The organism is Actinocatenispora rupis (assembly GCF_016861975.1).
In the GTDB taxonomy this organism is placed as follows: Bacteria; Actinomycetota; Actinomycetes; order Mycobacteriales; family Micromonosporaceae; genus Actinocatenispora; species Actinocatenispora rupis.
This window is the reverse complement of sequence record NZ_BOMB01000032.1, coordinates 82,109-97,895: the sequence shown is the minus strand read 5'-3', so window position 1 is coordinate 97,895 and position 15,787 is coordinate 82,109. Positions and strand designations below refer to the sequence as shown.

Below are 15,787 nucleotides of genomic sequence, written 5' to 3'. Positions count from 1 at the left end.
CTCGTGGTCGGGGTGGTGGGGGAGGGGCCGCGCCGCCGTCGTGACGGCGCGGCCCGGGAGCGTGCGGGGTCAGCGGCGCCGGGCGCGTTTCGCCGGCAGTTCCTCGAACCGGGGCACGTCACCGTCGCGCAGCCGTTGCCAGGCCCGCCGGTACAGGTCGGCGACCGGCTCGGTGGGTGCGACGATCCCGAGCCGCGGGTGCGGGCCGCGCAGGAGGCCGTCGTAGAGGGGGAGTTTCCACTGCTCCGTCGGGAGCAGCGGGGCGTGCAGCGGGGTCCAGCCGCCGGGCAGGAACAGCGACCGGCCGGCCCGGGTACGCGTCGCCTCCACCACCAGGTCGGTGCCGGCCAGCTCGGCACGGGCCGCCTTCAGCCGGGCGGGTTTCCAGCCGGTCCACCGGGCCGTGTTGCGGTCGACCGGGTCGGGCATCGCCAACACCATCAGGTACACCGCGGCGGCGTCGGCGCCGATCCCGTGCTCGGCCGCCACCTCGGCGACCAGGTCCGGTACCGAGCGGGTCGGGTCCTGCGGCCACCACGTGCCGTCGGCGCCGGGCTCGCCGGCCGCCGGTGCGCCCGGATCGGCCAGCAGCGCGGCGAACCGCGGATCGCCGGCGAGCCGCAGCGCGATCTCCTCCTCGAACTCGCCGGCCACGCCGCGCAGCGCCGCCAGGTACGGGTCGTCGCCGGAGGCGTCGAGCAGTGCCGTACGCAGGGCCGGTGCGGGCTGGTTGTCGTGGGTGGCGAGGATGACGGCGCCGTAGCGTTCGAAGCCCGTGCCGGTCTCGGTGGGAGCGCCGGCCGCCTGCCGGAACGACGGGAGGCTGATGTAGCGGCGCAGGTCGAGCAGCAGCTCCGGGTTGGCGAGCCGGTCCCGTACGGCGGACAGCGCCCGGGGCAGCGCCGCCCGCATCGGGTCGCCGGCCGGCAACCGGTGCGCCAGCCAGGCCAGCAGCGTCACCGTACTGACCAGGATCGTCGCGGTGAACCCGGCCGCGTGCGGATCCACCGGTACGGCCCGGTCGCCGTGGATCCGCCACCCGAGGTCTCGGCTCAGGTGCGGGTCGGCGGCCGGGTCGAGCAGCGCGGGCAGCGCGTGGTGCAGCTCCCATCCGGTGTGCACCGACCGGGTCGCGTCGTGCAGCAACGCCTCCGGGATCGCGGGGCGGCGGCCGACCTTCTCGTTCCAGACCGCCGCCGCGGCGGCCACGTCCGGACCGTCGGTCCACAGCCGGGCCGGGTCCGCCGGCAGCAGCGCGCCGACGATCTGCCGCCGCACGTCGGGTTCCAGCCGGCGCAGCTGGTCCTTGGCCACGACCGCGTCGTTCTGCTTGACCTCCAGCAGGGTGCGCGCCGCGGTCGGCAGGAACGTGCGACGGTACTCGCCGACGTTGGGCATGCCGGCGACCACGAGCCGGGCCACGGTCGGGGTGACGCCCGTCAGCTCGGCGAACTGGTCCGCCGCCGCCGGGAACCACGGCGCCGGCCCGCGCTCGGCCAGCTCGGTCCGCAGCGCCGTCAGCCAGCCGGACGCGCGCGGTGCACCGACCGGGGTGCACGACGCCACCTCGTACGGCGGGGGGAGCTCGAACCGGCCGGTCGGATCGTGGAACAGCCCGTCGAACGTGTACCGGGTGCCGCTGTGCATGTGCCCGAGGAACACGACGAACGCGCCGTCGGGCAGTCGCAGCACTCCGGACCACGCGACGTGCTGCCGGTCCTCCAGGTACGACTGGTCGAGGTGCGCGGAGACCCAGCGCCACCGGCCGGAGTCCGCGGTGGACGCCAGCCCCGGCGCGTCGACGTCGCGCAGCAGGTCGAGCAGCGTCTCCCGGTCCGGTTGCGCGGTGGTCGGCGCCGCCGCACGGTACGCGATCGCCGCTGCCCCGTCCACGATCGTCGCCAGCTCGACGGCACCCCACGGCAGGTCCGACCCGTCGAGATGGGTACGCCCGGCAGCCAGCTGTGGCCGTTCCTGTTGTGCCGCAACGGCTTCCTGACCGATCACGGTCAGTCGGGCGACGATGCCCCGGTCGTCGTTGTAGCGCCACTGGTCGTCGATGAGGCCGCTGAGCGTGCCCAGCGGCAGGACCCGCGGCGGGCCGGCCGGCGCGTGCGGTTCCTCGCCGGCCAGCGCGGCGGTGAGCCGCTTGGCCGTCGCGTCGAGGGCCGCCTGCTGCCGGGCCGCGATCCGTGCCACCCCGGCGATGCCGGCCAGCAGGGCGTCGTCGCTCACCTGCGGCAGCAGCGTACGGATCGCCGCCGGCAACTGCTCCGCCGGTACGCTGCCGGCCGCGGTCAGCAGCGCCGTCGTGGTGGCGTGGTCGATGCCGCGCAGCGCCAGGGAACCCTGCGGGTCGCGCGGACGCAGGCAGTGCCAGTACCGCTCGGGCGGCAGGATCGGCGTGCCCGCGGCGAACTCGCCGGGCGGGTTGTCGGTCTTGGCGGTCGCGACGACCACCCCGTCGGCGTCCACCAGGCCGATCTCCCACGGGCCGCGCTCGTACACGCCGAGGGGGCGGTCGGCGCCCGGGATCGGCAGTGCGCCGCACGGGGTGCCCCGCCGCGGCGCCAGGGTGATCCGGTGGCCGGCCGGGTCCTCGCCGCGCAGCGCGCCGTCGGGAAGCCTGACCACCCGCCAGCCGACGATCGACCCGCCGTCGCCGGTCCGCACCGGCAGCTGCCAGCCGGACTGGAACGTGCTGCCGGCCGGTGCGTCACGCAGTGCGTCGGCGAGGAACCCGGGCAGGCTGTGCCGTCCCCGCGCACCGGTGACCGGGTCGTACTCCCGCCACTGGTGGTGCTGCTCGGGGTCGAGCACCCAGTACGCGGTGCCGTCGCCGATCACCGCGGCCTCGTCCGGCACCGCCGCGTCGCCCCGGTGCAGCACCCCCGCCCCGGTGGTACGGCCGCCGCCGGGCAGCGGCAGCGTCGACGCGAGCCGGCCGGGGCCCGAGTAGTACATGGTGATGCCGCGGGTGTGGGCGTCGCCGTTCAGCGGCTGCGGGCGGTCGGCGGCGGTGTGCCAGTAGCCGACGGTCCGGCCGGAGTCGTCGTTCCAGTAGACGAGGAGGGCGCCGTCGACGTAGTGGAAACCGGCGTGGTTCCAGCGGTTGCGGACGGTGTCGGGGGTCCGCAGGTCGTGGCGGAGCACGGTGCCGTCGGCGTCGATCACCCGCACCTGCGTCGGCCCCGCGACCACCAGGTACGGCCAGGCGTCGGCGACGACCAGCTCGGTGACGCCGTTGCGCGCCACCAGTTCCGTCGCCGCCTGCTCGAACGCCGGCCAGGACAGTTCGTCCAGCAGCCCGGCCCGCAGCGTACGGGCGAGGACGGGCGCCAGGTCGGTGGCGGCGACCGCGCGCACCTCGTCCTCGGCGAGCGCCAGCGCCTCACCCGGCAGCCAGGACAGCCGGTACAGCATGCCCGGCAGTTGCGGCAGCCCCTCGGCCGCGGACCGGCTCGCCACCCGGCGTACCCAGTCGGCGAGCATCGGGCGACCGCCCGGCGAGGCGGCCAGCATCCGGATGGCGCGCCGCGCGTCGGCGTCGTCGCCGAACGAGTCGGCGGCGCTGCGGAACGAGTCCTGGAACCGCCCGTCGGCGTGCAGCGCGCGCAGGTCGCGCTGACCCTCGCCCCTCGCCCACTGCTCCAGCGCGAGCCCGCCGCCCGTGTCGGCGACCGGCACCTGGTGCGTCAGCAGGAGGTCCAGCAGGTCGACGTCGCTGCCGACCGACTTCAGCGTCCGGCCGGACGCCGCCAGCTCCGCCCGCAGTACGTCGGCCATCTGCTCGACGAGGTGCAGCAGCGCCGGCATCCGCTCGGCCCGCCAGTAGCCGCGGAACGACAGGAAGCGTTCCAGCCAGCCGGCGGAACCGTCGCCGGGGCGTTCCTCGGCGGGCCGGGTCGGGTCGGTGAGGCCCGCGGTGGCGCCGGAGTCGGTCAGGATCTCCAGCCACAGCCGCACCAGTTCCGTGTCGCCGGACGGCATCACCGTCAGCAGCGTGCCGCGGACGGCCGGGTCCTGCCGGGCCAGCGCGACGAGCGCCGTGCGGTGCGCCTTCCACCAGCCGTACGGCGCGCGCAAGGTGCCCGGCAGCGCGAGCAGGTCGCGCAGGTAGGCGCGCTCCTCCGCCTCGACGTCGGCGCCCGCGGCGCGCGCCATCCGGCGCAGGTCGGCCGCGGTCTGCGTGGACGGCGCCAACCCGCCCGCGGTACGCCGCACGCAGAGTCGCCGGAACCGCTGGAACGCCTCCGCGGCGGGCAGCCGCCGCGCCAGATCCTTCGCGTACGCGGAGAGGGTCTTGACGGGCAGCGCACCGGCGAGCGCGAACTCCAGGAACACCGCGTCGAGCCGGTCGGCGTCCAGCGGCAGCCCGAACTCGGCCTCGACGGTGCGGGCCCGGGTGAACATGCGCGCCGCGTACGTCGCGTTCTCCACGCCGAGGAACACCCGGCCGGCCTGCTCGAAGAACGTCGGCAGGAAGTGCGGCACCGCCACCGCCAGCTCCGCCGCCAGCGCCTGGTACGCGTCCAGCGCGTTGCCCGGCTTGGACCTGGCCTGCCGCGCGATCCGCTCCAGCTCCGGTACGACGGCCAGCGCGTGGTGCCCGTCGGCCGGGTGGTGCACCAGCACCCACTCCGGGAAGCCGAGCGCCTGCCGCTGGCCCAGCCCGACCACCTCGGGTTCGGCGTCGGGCGTGAGCCCCAGGAACCCGACGGCCTGGTCCTCGGCCGCGCCCAGCTCCTCGGCGACCAGCCGTACGACGATCCGGTCGTCGAGGGCGGGATGCCGGTAGCTGCGCACGGTCAGCGGCACCGCCTGCTCGCCGCCGTCCGTGGTGCCCAGCGGCAGGACCGCGCCCGCCGCCAACAGATCCGCGCCGCTCACGCGCCCTTCCCTTCCTCGACCTGACGTCCCGCGTACAGCGCGGCGGCCATCCGCATGCCCTCCGACCACGCCACCGGACCCACCGAACGCAGCGGCAACGACCGGCCGTCCTCGTCGTTCCAGGTCAGGTCGCCGGTCTCGGCGTCGCTGTCGTCCCAGTAGTACGGCTCGCCGATCCAGGTCGACGCCTCGACCACCCGGGCGCCGTCGCGGACCCGGCAGGTCGCGTACCCGCCCGACACGCGGTATCCCAGCGACGCGGCGCGAGCGGCCAGCACGTACCGGGAGGGGAACTTGCCGCCGGCGAACTCGCTCACCGACCACACCTTGTCGGGGGTGTCCTCCGCCCGGCGCCAGGTCGCCCGGTGGATCTGCTCGACGCGTTGGGTGACACCCAGCTCGGCCGCGAACTCGCGCAGCTCGTCCAGGTCGGCCAGCAGCACCGGATGCGGCAGCGTCACCGTACGCGGGGCGATGCGGACCGTCTCGCCGTCCAGGGTCACCACGCGCAGCGCGCCGGAGTCGGTGGCGTCGCGCAGGAACCCGACCTCGTCCGGCTCGTCGCCGACGACCACCAGGTCGCGCAGCGCGCACTGCCACGCCTCGTCCCGCCACAACCGAGCCAGCAGCAGCGTCGGCACCGGCAGCGAGGACACCATCCAGGTGTCGACCTGCGCGACGCACGCGGTGGTGTGCCGGTCCAGCCAGGCGGCGAACCGGCGCAGCCGGTCGACCTCGGGATGGTCCCGCAACGCCCGCGGCAGCGACTTCAGCTGCCGCCCCGCGGCACGACCGGCGGTCGCCCGCGCCGCCACCCTGCCCTCCACCAGAGCGACCTCGTACCCGTCGCCCGCCGACAACCAACCCACCCGTAGACCTCCGAGATCGCAGCAGATGCCCGGCCGCGCCGTACCGGCGGGCCGTCACAATGCGCAGCACCATATTGGGCGCCCCTGACATTTCTTCGCGCGACCCGTCCGCCGGGTACGAACCGCTCAGCCGTGCCGGTACGGTCCCGGACGGTGCGGCGCCCGGCGCGGCCGGCGGTCGGCGGTGTTGTCTAGGATCGTGGCGGCCCGCCGTGACCTGCGCCTTCGGTACGGTCGCAAGCGGCGGGCCGCGCTCCGCACCCCGCGGGGCATGGTGACCACGCCGCCGGACGGGAGCCCGCCTTGACCACCGCACTGATCGTCGGCGACCTCCAGCGCGGCATCACGGGCAGTTACCCGTTCGCCGCGGGCGTCGTGCCGGCGGTGACCGACCTGCTTCCGCGCGCCCGTAGGGCGGGGGCGCTCGTGGTGTTCGTGCACTTCGCGTTCCGTGCCAACGGCGCGGACCTGCCGGCCGGCGCGCTGTACCGGTCGTTCTTCGACGCGGGCGACGCGTTCCACGAGGGGTCGGACGGGCCGACGGTCGACCTGCCGGTCGAGGCCGAGGACGTGGTGGTGCTCAAGCGTCGCGCCAGTGCGTTCGCCGGCACCGACCTCGACCTCGTACTCCGGGCCCGTGGTGTCGACACGATCGCCGTCGCCGGCGTCGCCACCAGCGCGATGGTCGCGGCGACGTGCTACGACGCGGCCGACCGCGGCTACCAGGTCACGGTGCTGCGGGACGGCTGCGCCGACGGTGACGCCGCCATGCACGACTTCTTCATGGACGCCGTCTTCCCCAGCCGCGGCTTCGCGGTCGTGTCCTGCGCTGACTGGCCCGCTGCGGCCGGGGATGCGTTGGGGCGCAAGGAGAGTGGCGGGTGAGCGGGTTCGACGCGGACGCGCGGTCGATCTGGTCGGGGCGGGCCGCCGCGTACGCGGAGACGTTCGCCGCGGTGTGCGCCGACCCGGTCGGCGACCTGCTCGACGCCGCCGCGGCCGGCCCCGGCGTACGGTTGCTGGACGTCGGCACCGGCTCGGGCACCGTCGCCGCCGCGGCGTACGCGAAGGGTGCCCGGGTGACCGCCGTCGACGCCGAACCGGGCATGGTACGGATCGCCGCGGGCGCCGTACCGCGGGCCGCGGTCGCCGCGCTTCCCGCCCTGCCGTTCGCCGACGGCGCCTTCGACGCGGTGACCGCCAACTTCGTCCTCGACCATGTCGGCTGGCCGCGCCGCGCGCTGGTCGAGCTGGCGCGGGTGACTCGGCCGGGCGGCCGGGTCGCGGTGACCGTGTGGTCGGTGCCGGCCGCGCGCGGGCAGTCCCTGCTGCCGCGGGCGACCGAGGCGGCCGGGGTCGAACGCCCCGCCCACCGGCCCGTCCTGCCGCCCGAGACCGACTTCCCGCGCAGCGAGCCCGGACTCGTCGACCTGCTGACCGCCGCCGGGCTCGCGGATCCCTGCTGCCGCACCATCTCCTGGCAGCACCGGACGTCCGCGCAGCGGTGGTGGTCCGGCGCCGCCGCCGGCGTCGGCTTCAACGGCCACCTCGTCGCCACCCAACCGCCCGCGGTCCGGGCCGAGATCCGGCGACAGTTCGACCGGCTCAGCGCCGAGTTCGCCACCCCGGACGGCGGGCTCGCCCTGCCGCACGCGGCCCTCCTCGCCCGCGGTACCGCCCGCTGACCGGATCCCTTCCGTACCAAGGGATCCGGGGGTGTCGGTGGGTCTCGGCACGACCCGACCGCGCCAGACTCCTTGGTACCACGGGGTTTCCGGTGGTGTGGTCAGGTGGCGGGCGCGCGGAGTCCGTCGAGGACGACGGTGAGGTTGCGCTGCCACTGCCGCGGTGCGGCGCGCACCCCGAGCGTACGGTCGGCGGTGGCGGTGGACGCCAGCAGGAACGCCACGTCCCTCCACCCCACGTCGGTACGCATCGCGCCGGCCCGCTGCGCGCGGGTCACGAGCGTACGGATCCGGCGGCGCAGGGCGGTGAGCGGCTGGTCGAGGTCGTCGCCGCAGGCTCCGCCGAGCGCCTCGGTGATGCCGCAGCTCTCGGCGCGCAGCGCGACGTACCGGTCGGCGAAGGTGCGGAAGCCGCGCCACGGATCGGTGTCGGCCAGCGCCTCGTCGGCGACGGCCGCGATCTCGTCGAGCACCTCGCCGAGCACGGCGGACAGCAGCGCCTCGCGGGACGGCACCCGCCGGTAGAAGGTGCCGATGCCGACACCGGCGCGGCGGGCGATCTCGTGCGCGGTGACGGTGACGCCGACCTCGGCGACCGCGTCGCGCGCCGCCTCCACCAGTCGCGTGACGTTGCGCCGCGCGTCGGCCCGCGGTGCCGCGTCGCCGAGCAGTCGTTCCACCGCCTCGCCCATGTGGCGAGGGTAGCAGGAAGTGGACTCGTGCCGTCCGGTTGGCTACGGTGGCCAAGCGGACTCGTCGAGTCCGGATAGGAGGGCGACATGGTCATCCGGGTCGGCATCGTCGGCGCGAACCCCGAACGCGGCTGGGCACTGCGCGCGCACGTACCGGCGCTGCGGTCGCTGCCGGACTACCGGATCACCGCGGTCGGCACCAGCCGCGCGGAGACCGCATCCGTTGCCGCGCAACGGTTCGGCGCCGAGCACGCGTTCACCGACCCGCGCCGGCTCGCCGAGCATCCGGACGTCGACCTGGTCGCAGTCACCGTCCGGACCGCCACCCACCGCGAACTCGCCGGCACCGCGCTCGCCGCCGGCAAACACGTGTACTGCGAGTGGCCGCTCGCGCGCACCACCGCCGAGGCCGCCGAACTCGTCACGCTCGCCGGCACCGTGCACACCGCCATCGGCCTCCAGTCCCGGTACGCGCCGGCCGTCGTCGCCGCCCGTGCCGCGATCGACACCGGGTACGTCGGGCGCGTCCTTTCCGTCGCGGTGCACGCCACGCGCGCCAAGGGCGCCGGCGGTACGGTGCCGGACTGGGCCGCGTACACGCTGGATGTCGGCAGCGGCGCGGGCACGCTGGAGGTCGCCGGCGGCCACACCCTCGACGTCGTACGGCACGTGGTCGGTGACGTCGTCCCGGCCGCGGCGACGCTGACGACGCGCCAGACCACCCACACGGTCGCCGGGACCGGCCGGACCGTCACCGCCACCGGACCCGACCTGCTGTCCCTCACCGGTACCGCCGGCGGCGCGCCGCTGACCGCGCTGATCCACGACGGCCGGGTCACCAACGCCGGCACCCGCATCGAGATCGCCGGCACCGACGGCGATCTCGCGCTCGTGTCCACCGGGCCGGAGGCGCCCGCGGGAGTACAGATCGGGGCGCTGCGGCTGCTCGGCTCGCAGGGCGGTCCGTGGCGCGAACTGGCCGGCGACCCGGAACCGGGGGAGGGCCGCAACGTGGCCCGGCAGTACGCGGCGCTCGCCGACGACCTGCGGACCGGAGCGCGGACCGTACCGGACTTTCGTACCGGGCTTGCCGTGCACCACCTGCTCGACGCCGTACGCGCGGCCGCGTCGGTCAGCGCGGAGTGAGCAGGCAGAACTCGTTGCCCTCCGGATCGGCGAGCACCGTCCAGGGAACCTCGACCGGCCCCAGGTCGATCACCGTCGCGCCGAGCGCCCGCAGCCGCGCCGTCTCGGCGCCCATGTCGTCACCCGGGTACGGCCGGACGTCGAGATGCACCCGGTTCCATCCCGACTTCACCTCCGGCGTACGCAGGAACTCCAGGTACGGGCCGACGCCCGCGGACGAGCGCAGCGCCGCGTCGCGGTCGGACACCTCGTGCACCGTCCAGTCGGTCGCCCGGCTCCAGAAGTCGGTCATCCGCCGCGGATCCGCGCAGTCCACCACGACAGCGGCGATCGGCCCGGTGTCCCGGTACATCTCCCGCGGCTCCAGTACGCAGAACTCGTTGCCCTCCGGGTCGGCCAGGACCGTCCACGGGACCGCACCCTGGCCGATGTCGACCGGCGTCGCGCCGAGATCCCGCAGGCGCGCGACCAGTTCCGCCTGGTGGTCCAGGGAGGTGGTGGCGAGGTCGAGATGCACGCGGTTCTTGACCGTCTTGGGCTCGGTCGAGGCGACGAGGTCGACGACGACAGCGACCGGATCGGGGTAGTCGAAGCCCTCCGGTTCGAGGTTCGTCACGCCGGGGCCCTCGCTGGAGACGGCCCACCCGAGCGCCTCCGCCCAGAAGCCACCCAGCGCGGCGTCGTCCCGGGCCTTCATGTTGACCTGTACCAGCCGCGTCGCCATGCCGCCGATGCTAGGCCGTGGTCGCGTACGTCGTCAGAGGTCCTGGGTCCAGACGCCCCGGGGATGCTGCTCGGGTCGGAGCCAGAGACGCGGTTGCCGCTCACGTACCACCGGCTCGCAGTCCGCATCGGTGGGGAACCGCCCGTGTCTGTCGGTCCAGAGGACCTGGACGAAGGGAATCGGCGGACGTCGGTAGAACGAGATCGCGCTACCGAAGAACGCCTTGTACCAGCGCGGGTCGATCGCCGTGAACAGTACGGGGTGGCAGTCGACGACGTTGCTGCGCTCGTGGCCGAGTTCGGGTGGCCGACCGCTCGCGGTCTGTCCGCCGACCACGTTGAGGCACCCTTTCATGGTGTCGACGTCGAGGCCGAAGATCGCCAGTTCGGGTTGGCGGTGGCTGTGCCAGATGCCGACGGTGAACGCCCAGCCGGGCCCGAGGTCGTCTTCGGGTATCTGTACGACGCTCCAGCCGTGCTCCTGGACATGGCCGATGGTGGTGCGGTCGATCGCGTCGAGCCGGTCCCGGTCGCCGTAGTCGTGGCAGATGACGCAGGGACAGGTCGGCTGGCTCTCGGTCACGCGACGACGGTAAGTCACCGCCGGGCCTGAGCATGCCGACCACGCTGGCCGTCCGCCCGCTGAAATGCGGTTAGGCGGAGTCGCAGAGGAGGGAGTCGGCGATGGAGGTGCGGGCGTACAGGACGGAGCGGCCGGCGCGGTGCGTACTGACCATGCCGGCGTCGCGGAGCGCGGTGAGGTGCTGGGAGACGCCGGCGGCGGACAGCCCGATGCGGGCGGCGAGCGTGGTGGTGGAGGTCGGGGACTCCAGTTCGGCGAGGATGCCCGCCCGGGTACGGCCGAGTACGGCGGCGATCGCGTCGGCGCGGACCACGGGGCGGCGTTCCCACAGCGTGGCGGCGCCGCGCGCCGGGTACGTGAGCTGCGGCGGGTGCGGCGACCTGGTCCAGGTCAGTACGTGGGAGGCGAAGGCGGACGGGACGAGCACGAGCCCCGGGCCGGTGGACTCGCGGGTGATGAGGCAGTGCCGGCGTACCAGCTGGAGGGTGTTGTCGTCCCAGCTGAGCGTGGCGTGCAGGTCGTTGAACAGGTGGCCGGCGCCGTGTTCGGCGACCTGCCGCGTCCGGTGGTACACGTCGGCGTCGAGCAGGGCGCGGATCCGCGCCCAGTACGGGGCGAGTGCGAGTTCCCAGTAGGTCTCGATCTCGTCGGTGAGGCGGCACAGCCGGGCGCGCGGGTCGGCGCGCAGCGTGGCGCCGCGCGTACCGAGGAAGGTGCCGAGCCGGTCGAGGTCGGCGCGGACGTCGTCGGTGGGGGTGTCGCGGACGACGGACAGCTCGGATTCGAGGGTGGAGGCGAGGCCGTGCGGGATCGGCGTGAGGAAGTCGGGAATGTACCCGGAGACGGGGACGAGCTCGGCGAGCCAGCCGGAGTCGAGCCCGGCGGCGGCGATCCGGGGGCGCACCTGGTCGGCCCAGGTGTGGTGGATCGGGTTGCGCGCGGTCGAGGCGAGCACGCGGAAACTGGTCACGACCTCCCACAGCGGCGACACGGAGAACCGTGTCGGGGCCAGGTCGTCGGCCGAGAACGCCAGCTCCGTGCGCACGTGTCGCCCCCATGGATTCGGTCGGTACTTAATCAGTAGGTGCGATGGTACGTCGGGCCGCAAGCTGCTCGACGTGTTCTCGACCTTCAGCGGCCTGCCCCGCACCGCATGGATCATCTTCGCCGGCACCGTGGTGAACCGTCTCGGCTACGTCGTCACCCCGTTCCTTGTCTTCTACCTCGGCGCGCGCGGCGTCCCCGCCGAGCAGACCCCGTACGTGCTGGGTGCGCTCGGCGCCGGCAACCTCCTCGGCCCCGCCGTCGGCGGCCTGCTCGCCGACCGGTTCGGTCGCCGCCCGACGATGCTCGCCGGACTCGTCGGTACGGCCGCGGCGCAGGGCCTGCTGTACGCCGCGCCGAACGTGGTGACGCTGGCGCTGGCCGCGGCGCTGCTCAGCTGCGCCGGTACGACGGTCGGCCCGGCGGCCGGTGCGCTGCTCGCCGACACGGTCGCCCCGGGCGCGCAGCGCGCCGCGTTCTCGCTGATCCACTGGGCGATCAACATCGGCACCGCGGTCGCCGGCGTACTCGGTGGATTCCTTGCCACGCAGGGATACTGGCTGCTGTTCGCGGTGGACGCGGCGACCTGCCTGACGTTCGCCGTCGTGGTCGGCACGCTGCTGCCCGCCGGCCGGGCCCGACCGCGCAGCGGCACCGGCGGCGCCGGGTACGGCGTGGTTCTGCGGGACCGGCTGATGCGCGCGCTGCTGCCGCTGTTCGTCGTCGGCCTGACCATCTACTCGCTGACCGAGGTGTGCCTGCCCCTCGCGATCCGCGACGACGGCCTGTCGACCACGACGTACGGGCTGCTGGCCGCGCTCAACGCCGTCCTCGTGGTGGTCGCGCAGCCGTTCGCGGCGCGGATCCTGGCCCGGTTCCGGCAGGTACCGGTGCAGGTCCTGTCGAGCGTGGTCATCGCCGTCGGGGTCGCCGCGACCGGCCTGGCGCACCGGCCGTGGGAGTACGCGGGGACGGTGGTGGTGTGGTCGCTGGGCGAGGCGATGGCGGGTGGCATCGCCGCGTCGATCGTGGCCGGGCTCGCGCCGGCCGACGCGCGCGGCCGCTACCAGGGCAGCTTCCAGTGGTCGATCGGCGTCGGCCGGTTCGTCGCGCTCGGCGCAGCGACCGCCGTGTACGCGACCGTCGGGCCCGCCGCGATCTGGCTGTTCAGCCTCGTCGCCGGTACGGCCTCGGCACTCGGGGTCGCGGTGCTCGGGCCCGCCATCGCCCGCCGTACGGCGGAGGTCGTGTCGGCGCAGGACGCGGCGCCCGCGAACGTCGCGGCGGGCGCGGACCAGGACCGGCCGGTCGCCGGGGCGACGGCGTGACGGCGCGCGTGCGCGGGATCAGGGGTGCAGGCGGTAGAAGCGGAAGACCGGGTTCTCCACCGGCAGGATCTCGGTACGGCGGAACCCCGCCGCGGTGGCGAGGTCGGTCAGCCGCGCCGCGCGGATGACCGGCCCGACCGGGTCGGCGTCCGGTGCGGTACGCCCCTGCGGGATGCACCAGAGCGGGCCGACGTTGGCGAGGAACCGTTGCACGGGGTCGTCGTTCGGCGCGGTCAGCGCGTCCTCGGCGGCCTCCTCCATGACGAACACGCTGCCGCCGTCGGCGAGCATCGACCGCGCCGTACGCAGGGCCCGGTCCGGGAATGCCATGTCGTGCAGGCATTCCAGGAACATGACCAGGTCGTACCCGGCGGCGGGCGGTGGTTCGGTCAGGTCCTGGACGGCGATCGTGATGCGGTCGGTCAGGCCGTGGGACGCGACGTTGAGCCGGGCCTCGCCGACGGTCGCGCTGTCGACATCGAAGCCGTCGACGGTCACCGGGAAGTGCGTGGCGAGCGCGATCGCCGCCCAGCCCGTACCGCAGCCCAGGTCGGCGATCCGGGCCGGCCGCGCGGTGTCGGTCAGGCGCGCCGCCACGTCCGGCATCGTCGCGATCCAGTCGGCCAGCTCGTTGTGGTACGCGGGCCGGTTGAGCGCGGCCTGCCCCGCGACCGCGTCCGGCCCGTACTCGGGCAGCGGCACGCCCGCGCCCGTCCGGAACGCCGACACGAGCTGCGGCAGCGCCCGGCCCAGAGCGGCGGGCAGCCGGGACAGCGCGGCCAGGTAGTACGGCGACACCTCGTCGACGAGTACCTCCCGGCCGCCCTCCGGCAGGTCGAACGTGGCCGTCGCCATGTCCGGGCCGGAGGCGCGCACGAACCCCGAGACCGCCTGCCCCTGCAACCACTCCCTCGTGTACCGCCGGTCCAGCCCCGTACTGTCGGCGAGGTCGGCGGCGGTGATGTCCGGCGTGTCGGCGAGGGCGCGGTACAGCCCCAGCGACAGCCCGAGGTACACGCCGTACAGTTCGGCGGCGGCGACCCCCGCGGTGAAGATCCGGCCACTCAGTTCCTCGGCCGCGGCCTGCGGTTCGGCCGTCTTCTGGTCGGTCATCACGCCTCCCGTTCGGCGACAGCGGCACACCGGCCGGCCCCGGCCCGCCGTCGGCGGCAGCGGACCGGGCCGCCGGTTCCTGCCGTCCACGCTGGCTCCGCCGGGAGACCACGGTCAACCGGTGCGCGCGGGGAACGGACCGTCCGGGCGGCCACCCGGACCGTTCGGCCGGCGGCCGTGGTGTCCGACAACGGTCGACCCGGGTGAAACCCTTGGCGCGCAGTACATACCGGCCGCTGCCGGGTCAACCGACGTGCTGGTACACGATCTGCCAGTTTCCGCGGACGACCTTCAGCAGCAGCGTCAGGTGGCGGTCGGTGCCGTCCGCGGACCGTACGGTGGCCGAGCCGACCGCCTCCCACCGACCCGTACCGACGAGCCAGTCCACGTCCGAGGTGATCCGCGCACCGGCGAGCAGCCCCGGTACGACGGCGTCCCGGCCGCGGCGCGGTCCGTCCGGCAGCCACGCCACCGCGCCCGGGTCGACCAGGGCGGCGAGATCGGCCGCGCGCCCGCCGGCCAGCGCCTCCTCGTACGCGGTGACGAACGTGGCGAGTTCGCGGTCGGTCTCCCGGGTGGCGTCGATCGTGATCGCCTCGCCGGCGGCGATCGGGCGCGCCGCGACGTCGCAGCACCGCTCGAAGTCCTGGTGGCAGGAGGGGTCGTCGGAGTGGTTCACGTACCTGGCGGGCGGCGGGTACAGGAAGCGGCGGCCACCGAAGCTGTGCACGAACAGCTCCTCGCCCGCCGGCAGCCCCTCGTACTCCGCCGCGGTGAGCGGACGGAGCCGGTAGCCGACGACGATCTCGCCCGGGGCGAAGTTGCGCCGCGCGTACACCCCGCGTCCGGCAAGGTTTCCGGTGCCGACCGTCACGTCGTTGCTCGGTCCGGGCACGCGGTCAGGCCCCGGCGTCGCGGTCGTCGGCGGTGAGCCGGTCCAGGTCGCGCTCCGCGTACAGCCGGTGCTGCCACTCCTCGTTGAGCACGACGAGCAGGCACTCGCGGACCGGGAACCGTTGCGGCGGCGGCCATCCCGGCCCGTCGACCGGCTCGGTGTCGGCGTCCAGCGACGCCTCGGTCAACCCGTCGAGCACCTCCCGTACGCCGGCCATCCGGTCCCGGCGCAGCGCCAGCACCTCGTCCAACGACGGCCGCACCGCCCGGTCCCGCGGTACGCCGGGGGTGTCGGGCATCTCGTCCCACGGCAGGTCCAGCGGATCCCACGGCGACGGGTCGCCGAGGACGGCCCGCCGTACCCAGGAGTCGGTGGCGAACGCCAGGTGCCGCAGGGTCTCCACGAACGACCACTCGCCGTCCACGGATGCGTGCAGCAGCACGGGATCCAGCCGCCGGGCGCGCGCGACGGTGCCGTCCCACAACCGCTCGACGACGTCCCAGGCGGCGCGGAACCCGTCCGGCGTGGTCGGCCGCATCGCGGCCCGCTCCGGGTACCGCCGGTCCAGCTCGGCCTCGATCAGCGGGCCGACGTCCACCCCGTTGATCGTGACGTTCTCCAGCTCGCCGTTGATCTCGACGTTGCCCAGCTCGACGCCGTGCATCACGACGCCGCTCATCGCCACCCCGCGGAAGCGGGCCCCGGTCAGGTCGCAGGCGCGGAACTCGGCGTCCGCGAGCGTCGCCCGCTCGAACCGGGCGCCCCGCAGCTCCGTGCCGATGAAGTCAGCCATCCCGCGACCGTAACCCCGGGGTCCGA

Annotated in this window: 13 protein-coding genes; 4 read left to right on the top strand and 9 right to left on the bottom strand. The window is 74.7% G+C overall.

All coding sequences use genetic code 11. The features are described 5' to 3' along the window. Positions 1-69: 69 nt before the first annotated feature. Together Aru02nite_RS27445 and Aru02nite_RS27440 are read right to left on the bottom strand one after the other, a co-directional pair. Entirely contained in the window at positions 70-4,890 is a 4,821-nt protein-coding gene (locus Aru02nite_RS27445; RefSeq protein ID WP_203662483.1) for a hypothetical protein, read from the bottom strand. Beyond that, positions 4,887-5,759 carry a DUF4132 domain-containing protein gene (locus Aru02nite_RS27440; RefSeq protein WP_203662481.1) on the bottom strand — a complete coding sequence of 291 codons (873 nt, stop codon included), beginning with the start codon at positions 5,757-5,759 and terminating at the stop codon, positions 4,887-4,889. Before Aru02nite_RS27440 ends, Aru02nite_RS27445 begins: the two co-directional genes overlap by 4 nt. 303 nt (positions 5,760-6,062) lie before the next feature. Here Aru02nite_RS27440 and Aru02nite_RS27435 point away from each other — a divergent pair, with 303 nt between their 5' ends. Next, positions 6,063-6,644: a cysteine hydrolase family protein gene (locus Aru02nite_RS27435; protein ID WP_203662479.1), complete on the top strand. Its 582-nt coding sequence runs from the start codon at positions 6,063-6,065 to the stop codon at positions 6,642-6,644. Then, positions 6,641-7,444 carry a class I SAM-dependent methyltransferase gene (locus tag Aru02nite_RS27430; RefSeq protein WP_203662478.1) on the top strand — a complete coding sequence of 268 codons (804 nt, stop codon included), beginning with the start codon at positions 6,641-6,643 and terminating at the stop codon, positions 7,442-7,444. The genes Aru02nite_RS27435 and Aru02nite_RS27430 overlap by 4 nt, the downstream gene beginning before the upstream one ends. A 101-nt stretch (positions 7,445-7,545) precedes the next feature. Here the strand turns inward: Aru02nite_RS27430 and Aru02nite_RS27425 are convergent, their stop codons facing one another. Beyond that, positions 7,546-8,136 (bottom strand): TetR/AcrR family transcriptional regulator, encoded by a 591-nt coding sequence (locus Aru02nite_RS27425; RefSeq protein ID WP_203662477.1) that lies wholly within the window; start codon positions 8,134-8,136, stop codon positions 7,546-7,548. Positions 8,137-8,223: 87 nt separating this feature from the next. Between Aru02nite_RS27425 and Aru02nite_RS27420 the strand changes: the two genes are divergently transcribed. Continuing rightward, positions 8,224-9,282, top strand: coding sequence for a Gfo/Idh/MocA family protein (locus tag Aru02nite_RS27420; RefSeq protein WP_203662476.1), 1,059 nt, complete (start codon positions 8,224-8,226; stop codon positions 9,280-9,282). Here the strand turns inward: Aru02nite_RS27420 and Aru02nite_RS27415 are convergent. The 3 genes from Aru02nite_RS27415 to Aru02nite_RS27405 all read right to left on the bottom strand — a co-directional run bounded on the left by Aru02nite_RS27415 (position 9,269) and on the right by Aru02nite_RS27405 (position 11,633). Beyond that, a complete protein-coding gene (locus Aru02nite_RS27415) occupies positions 9,269-10,006 on the bottom strand; it encodes a VOC family protein (protein WP_203662475.1) in 738 nt (245 codons plus the stop codon). The two genes, Aru02nite_RS27420 and Aru02nite_RS27415, sit on opposite strands and share 14 nt — an antisense overlap. A 33-nt stretch (positions 10,007-10,039) precedes the next feature. Next, positions 10,040-10,588 (bottom strand): DUF4262 domain-containing protein, encoded by a 549-nt coding sequence (locus Aru02nite_RS27410; RefSeq protein ID WP_203662474.1) that lies wholly within the window; start codon positions 10,586-10,588, stop codon positions 10,040-10,042. 70 nt (positions 10,589-10,658) lie between these two features. Next, complete coding sequence (locus Aru02nite_RS27405; RefSeq protein ID WP_239076988.1) at positions 10,659-11,633, bottom strand: ArsR/SmtB family transcription factor; 975 nt, start codon at positions 11,631-11,633, stop codon at positions 10,659-10,661. Positions 11,634-11,706: 73 nt separating this feature from the next. On the opposite strand from Aru02nite_RS27405, the gene Aru02nite_RS27400 reads away from it, so the two are divergent. After that, positions 11,707-12,960: an MFS transporter gene (locus tag Aru02nite_RS27400; RefSeq protein ID WP_203662472.1), complete on the top strand. Its 1,254-nt coding sequence runs from the start codon at positions 11,707-11,709 to the stop codon at positions 12,958-12,960. Between the two features lie 18 nt (positions 12,961-12,978). On the opposite strand, the gene Aru02nite_RS27395 is transcribed toward Aru02nite_RS27400, so the two are convergent. From Aru02nite_RS27395 to Aru02nite_RS27385, 3 genes are all read right to left on the bottom strand, one after another. Then, positions 12,979-14,073 carry an SAM-dependent methyltransferase gene (locus Aru02nite_RS27395; RefSeq protein ID WP_203662470.1) on the bottom strand — a complete coding sequence of 365 codons (1,095 nt, stop codon included), beginning with the start codon at positions 14,071-14,073 and terminating at the stop codon, positions 12,979-12,981. 244 nt (positions 14,074-14,317) lie between these two features. Further along, a complete protein-coding gene (locus Aru02nite_RS27390) occupies positions 14,318-14,968 on the bottom strand; it encodes an SET domain-containing protein-lysine N-methyltransferase (RefSeq protein WP_203662468.1) in 651 nt (216 codons plus the stop codon). Between the two features lie 4 nt (positions 14,969-14,972). Further along, positions 14,973-15,761, bottom strand: coding sequence for a DinB family protein (locus tag Aru02nite_RS27385; protein WP_203662466.1), 789 nt, complete (start codon positions 15,759-15,761; stop codon positions 14,973-14,975). Between the last annotated feature and the right edge of the window lie 26 nt (positions 15,762-15,787).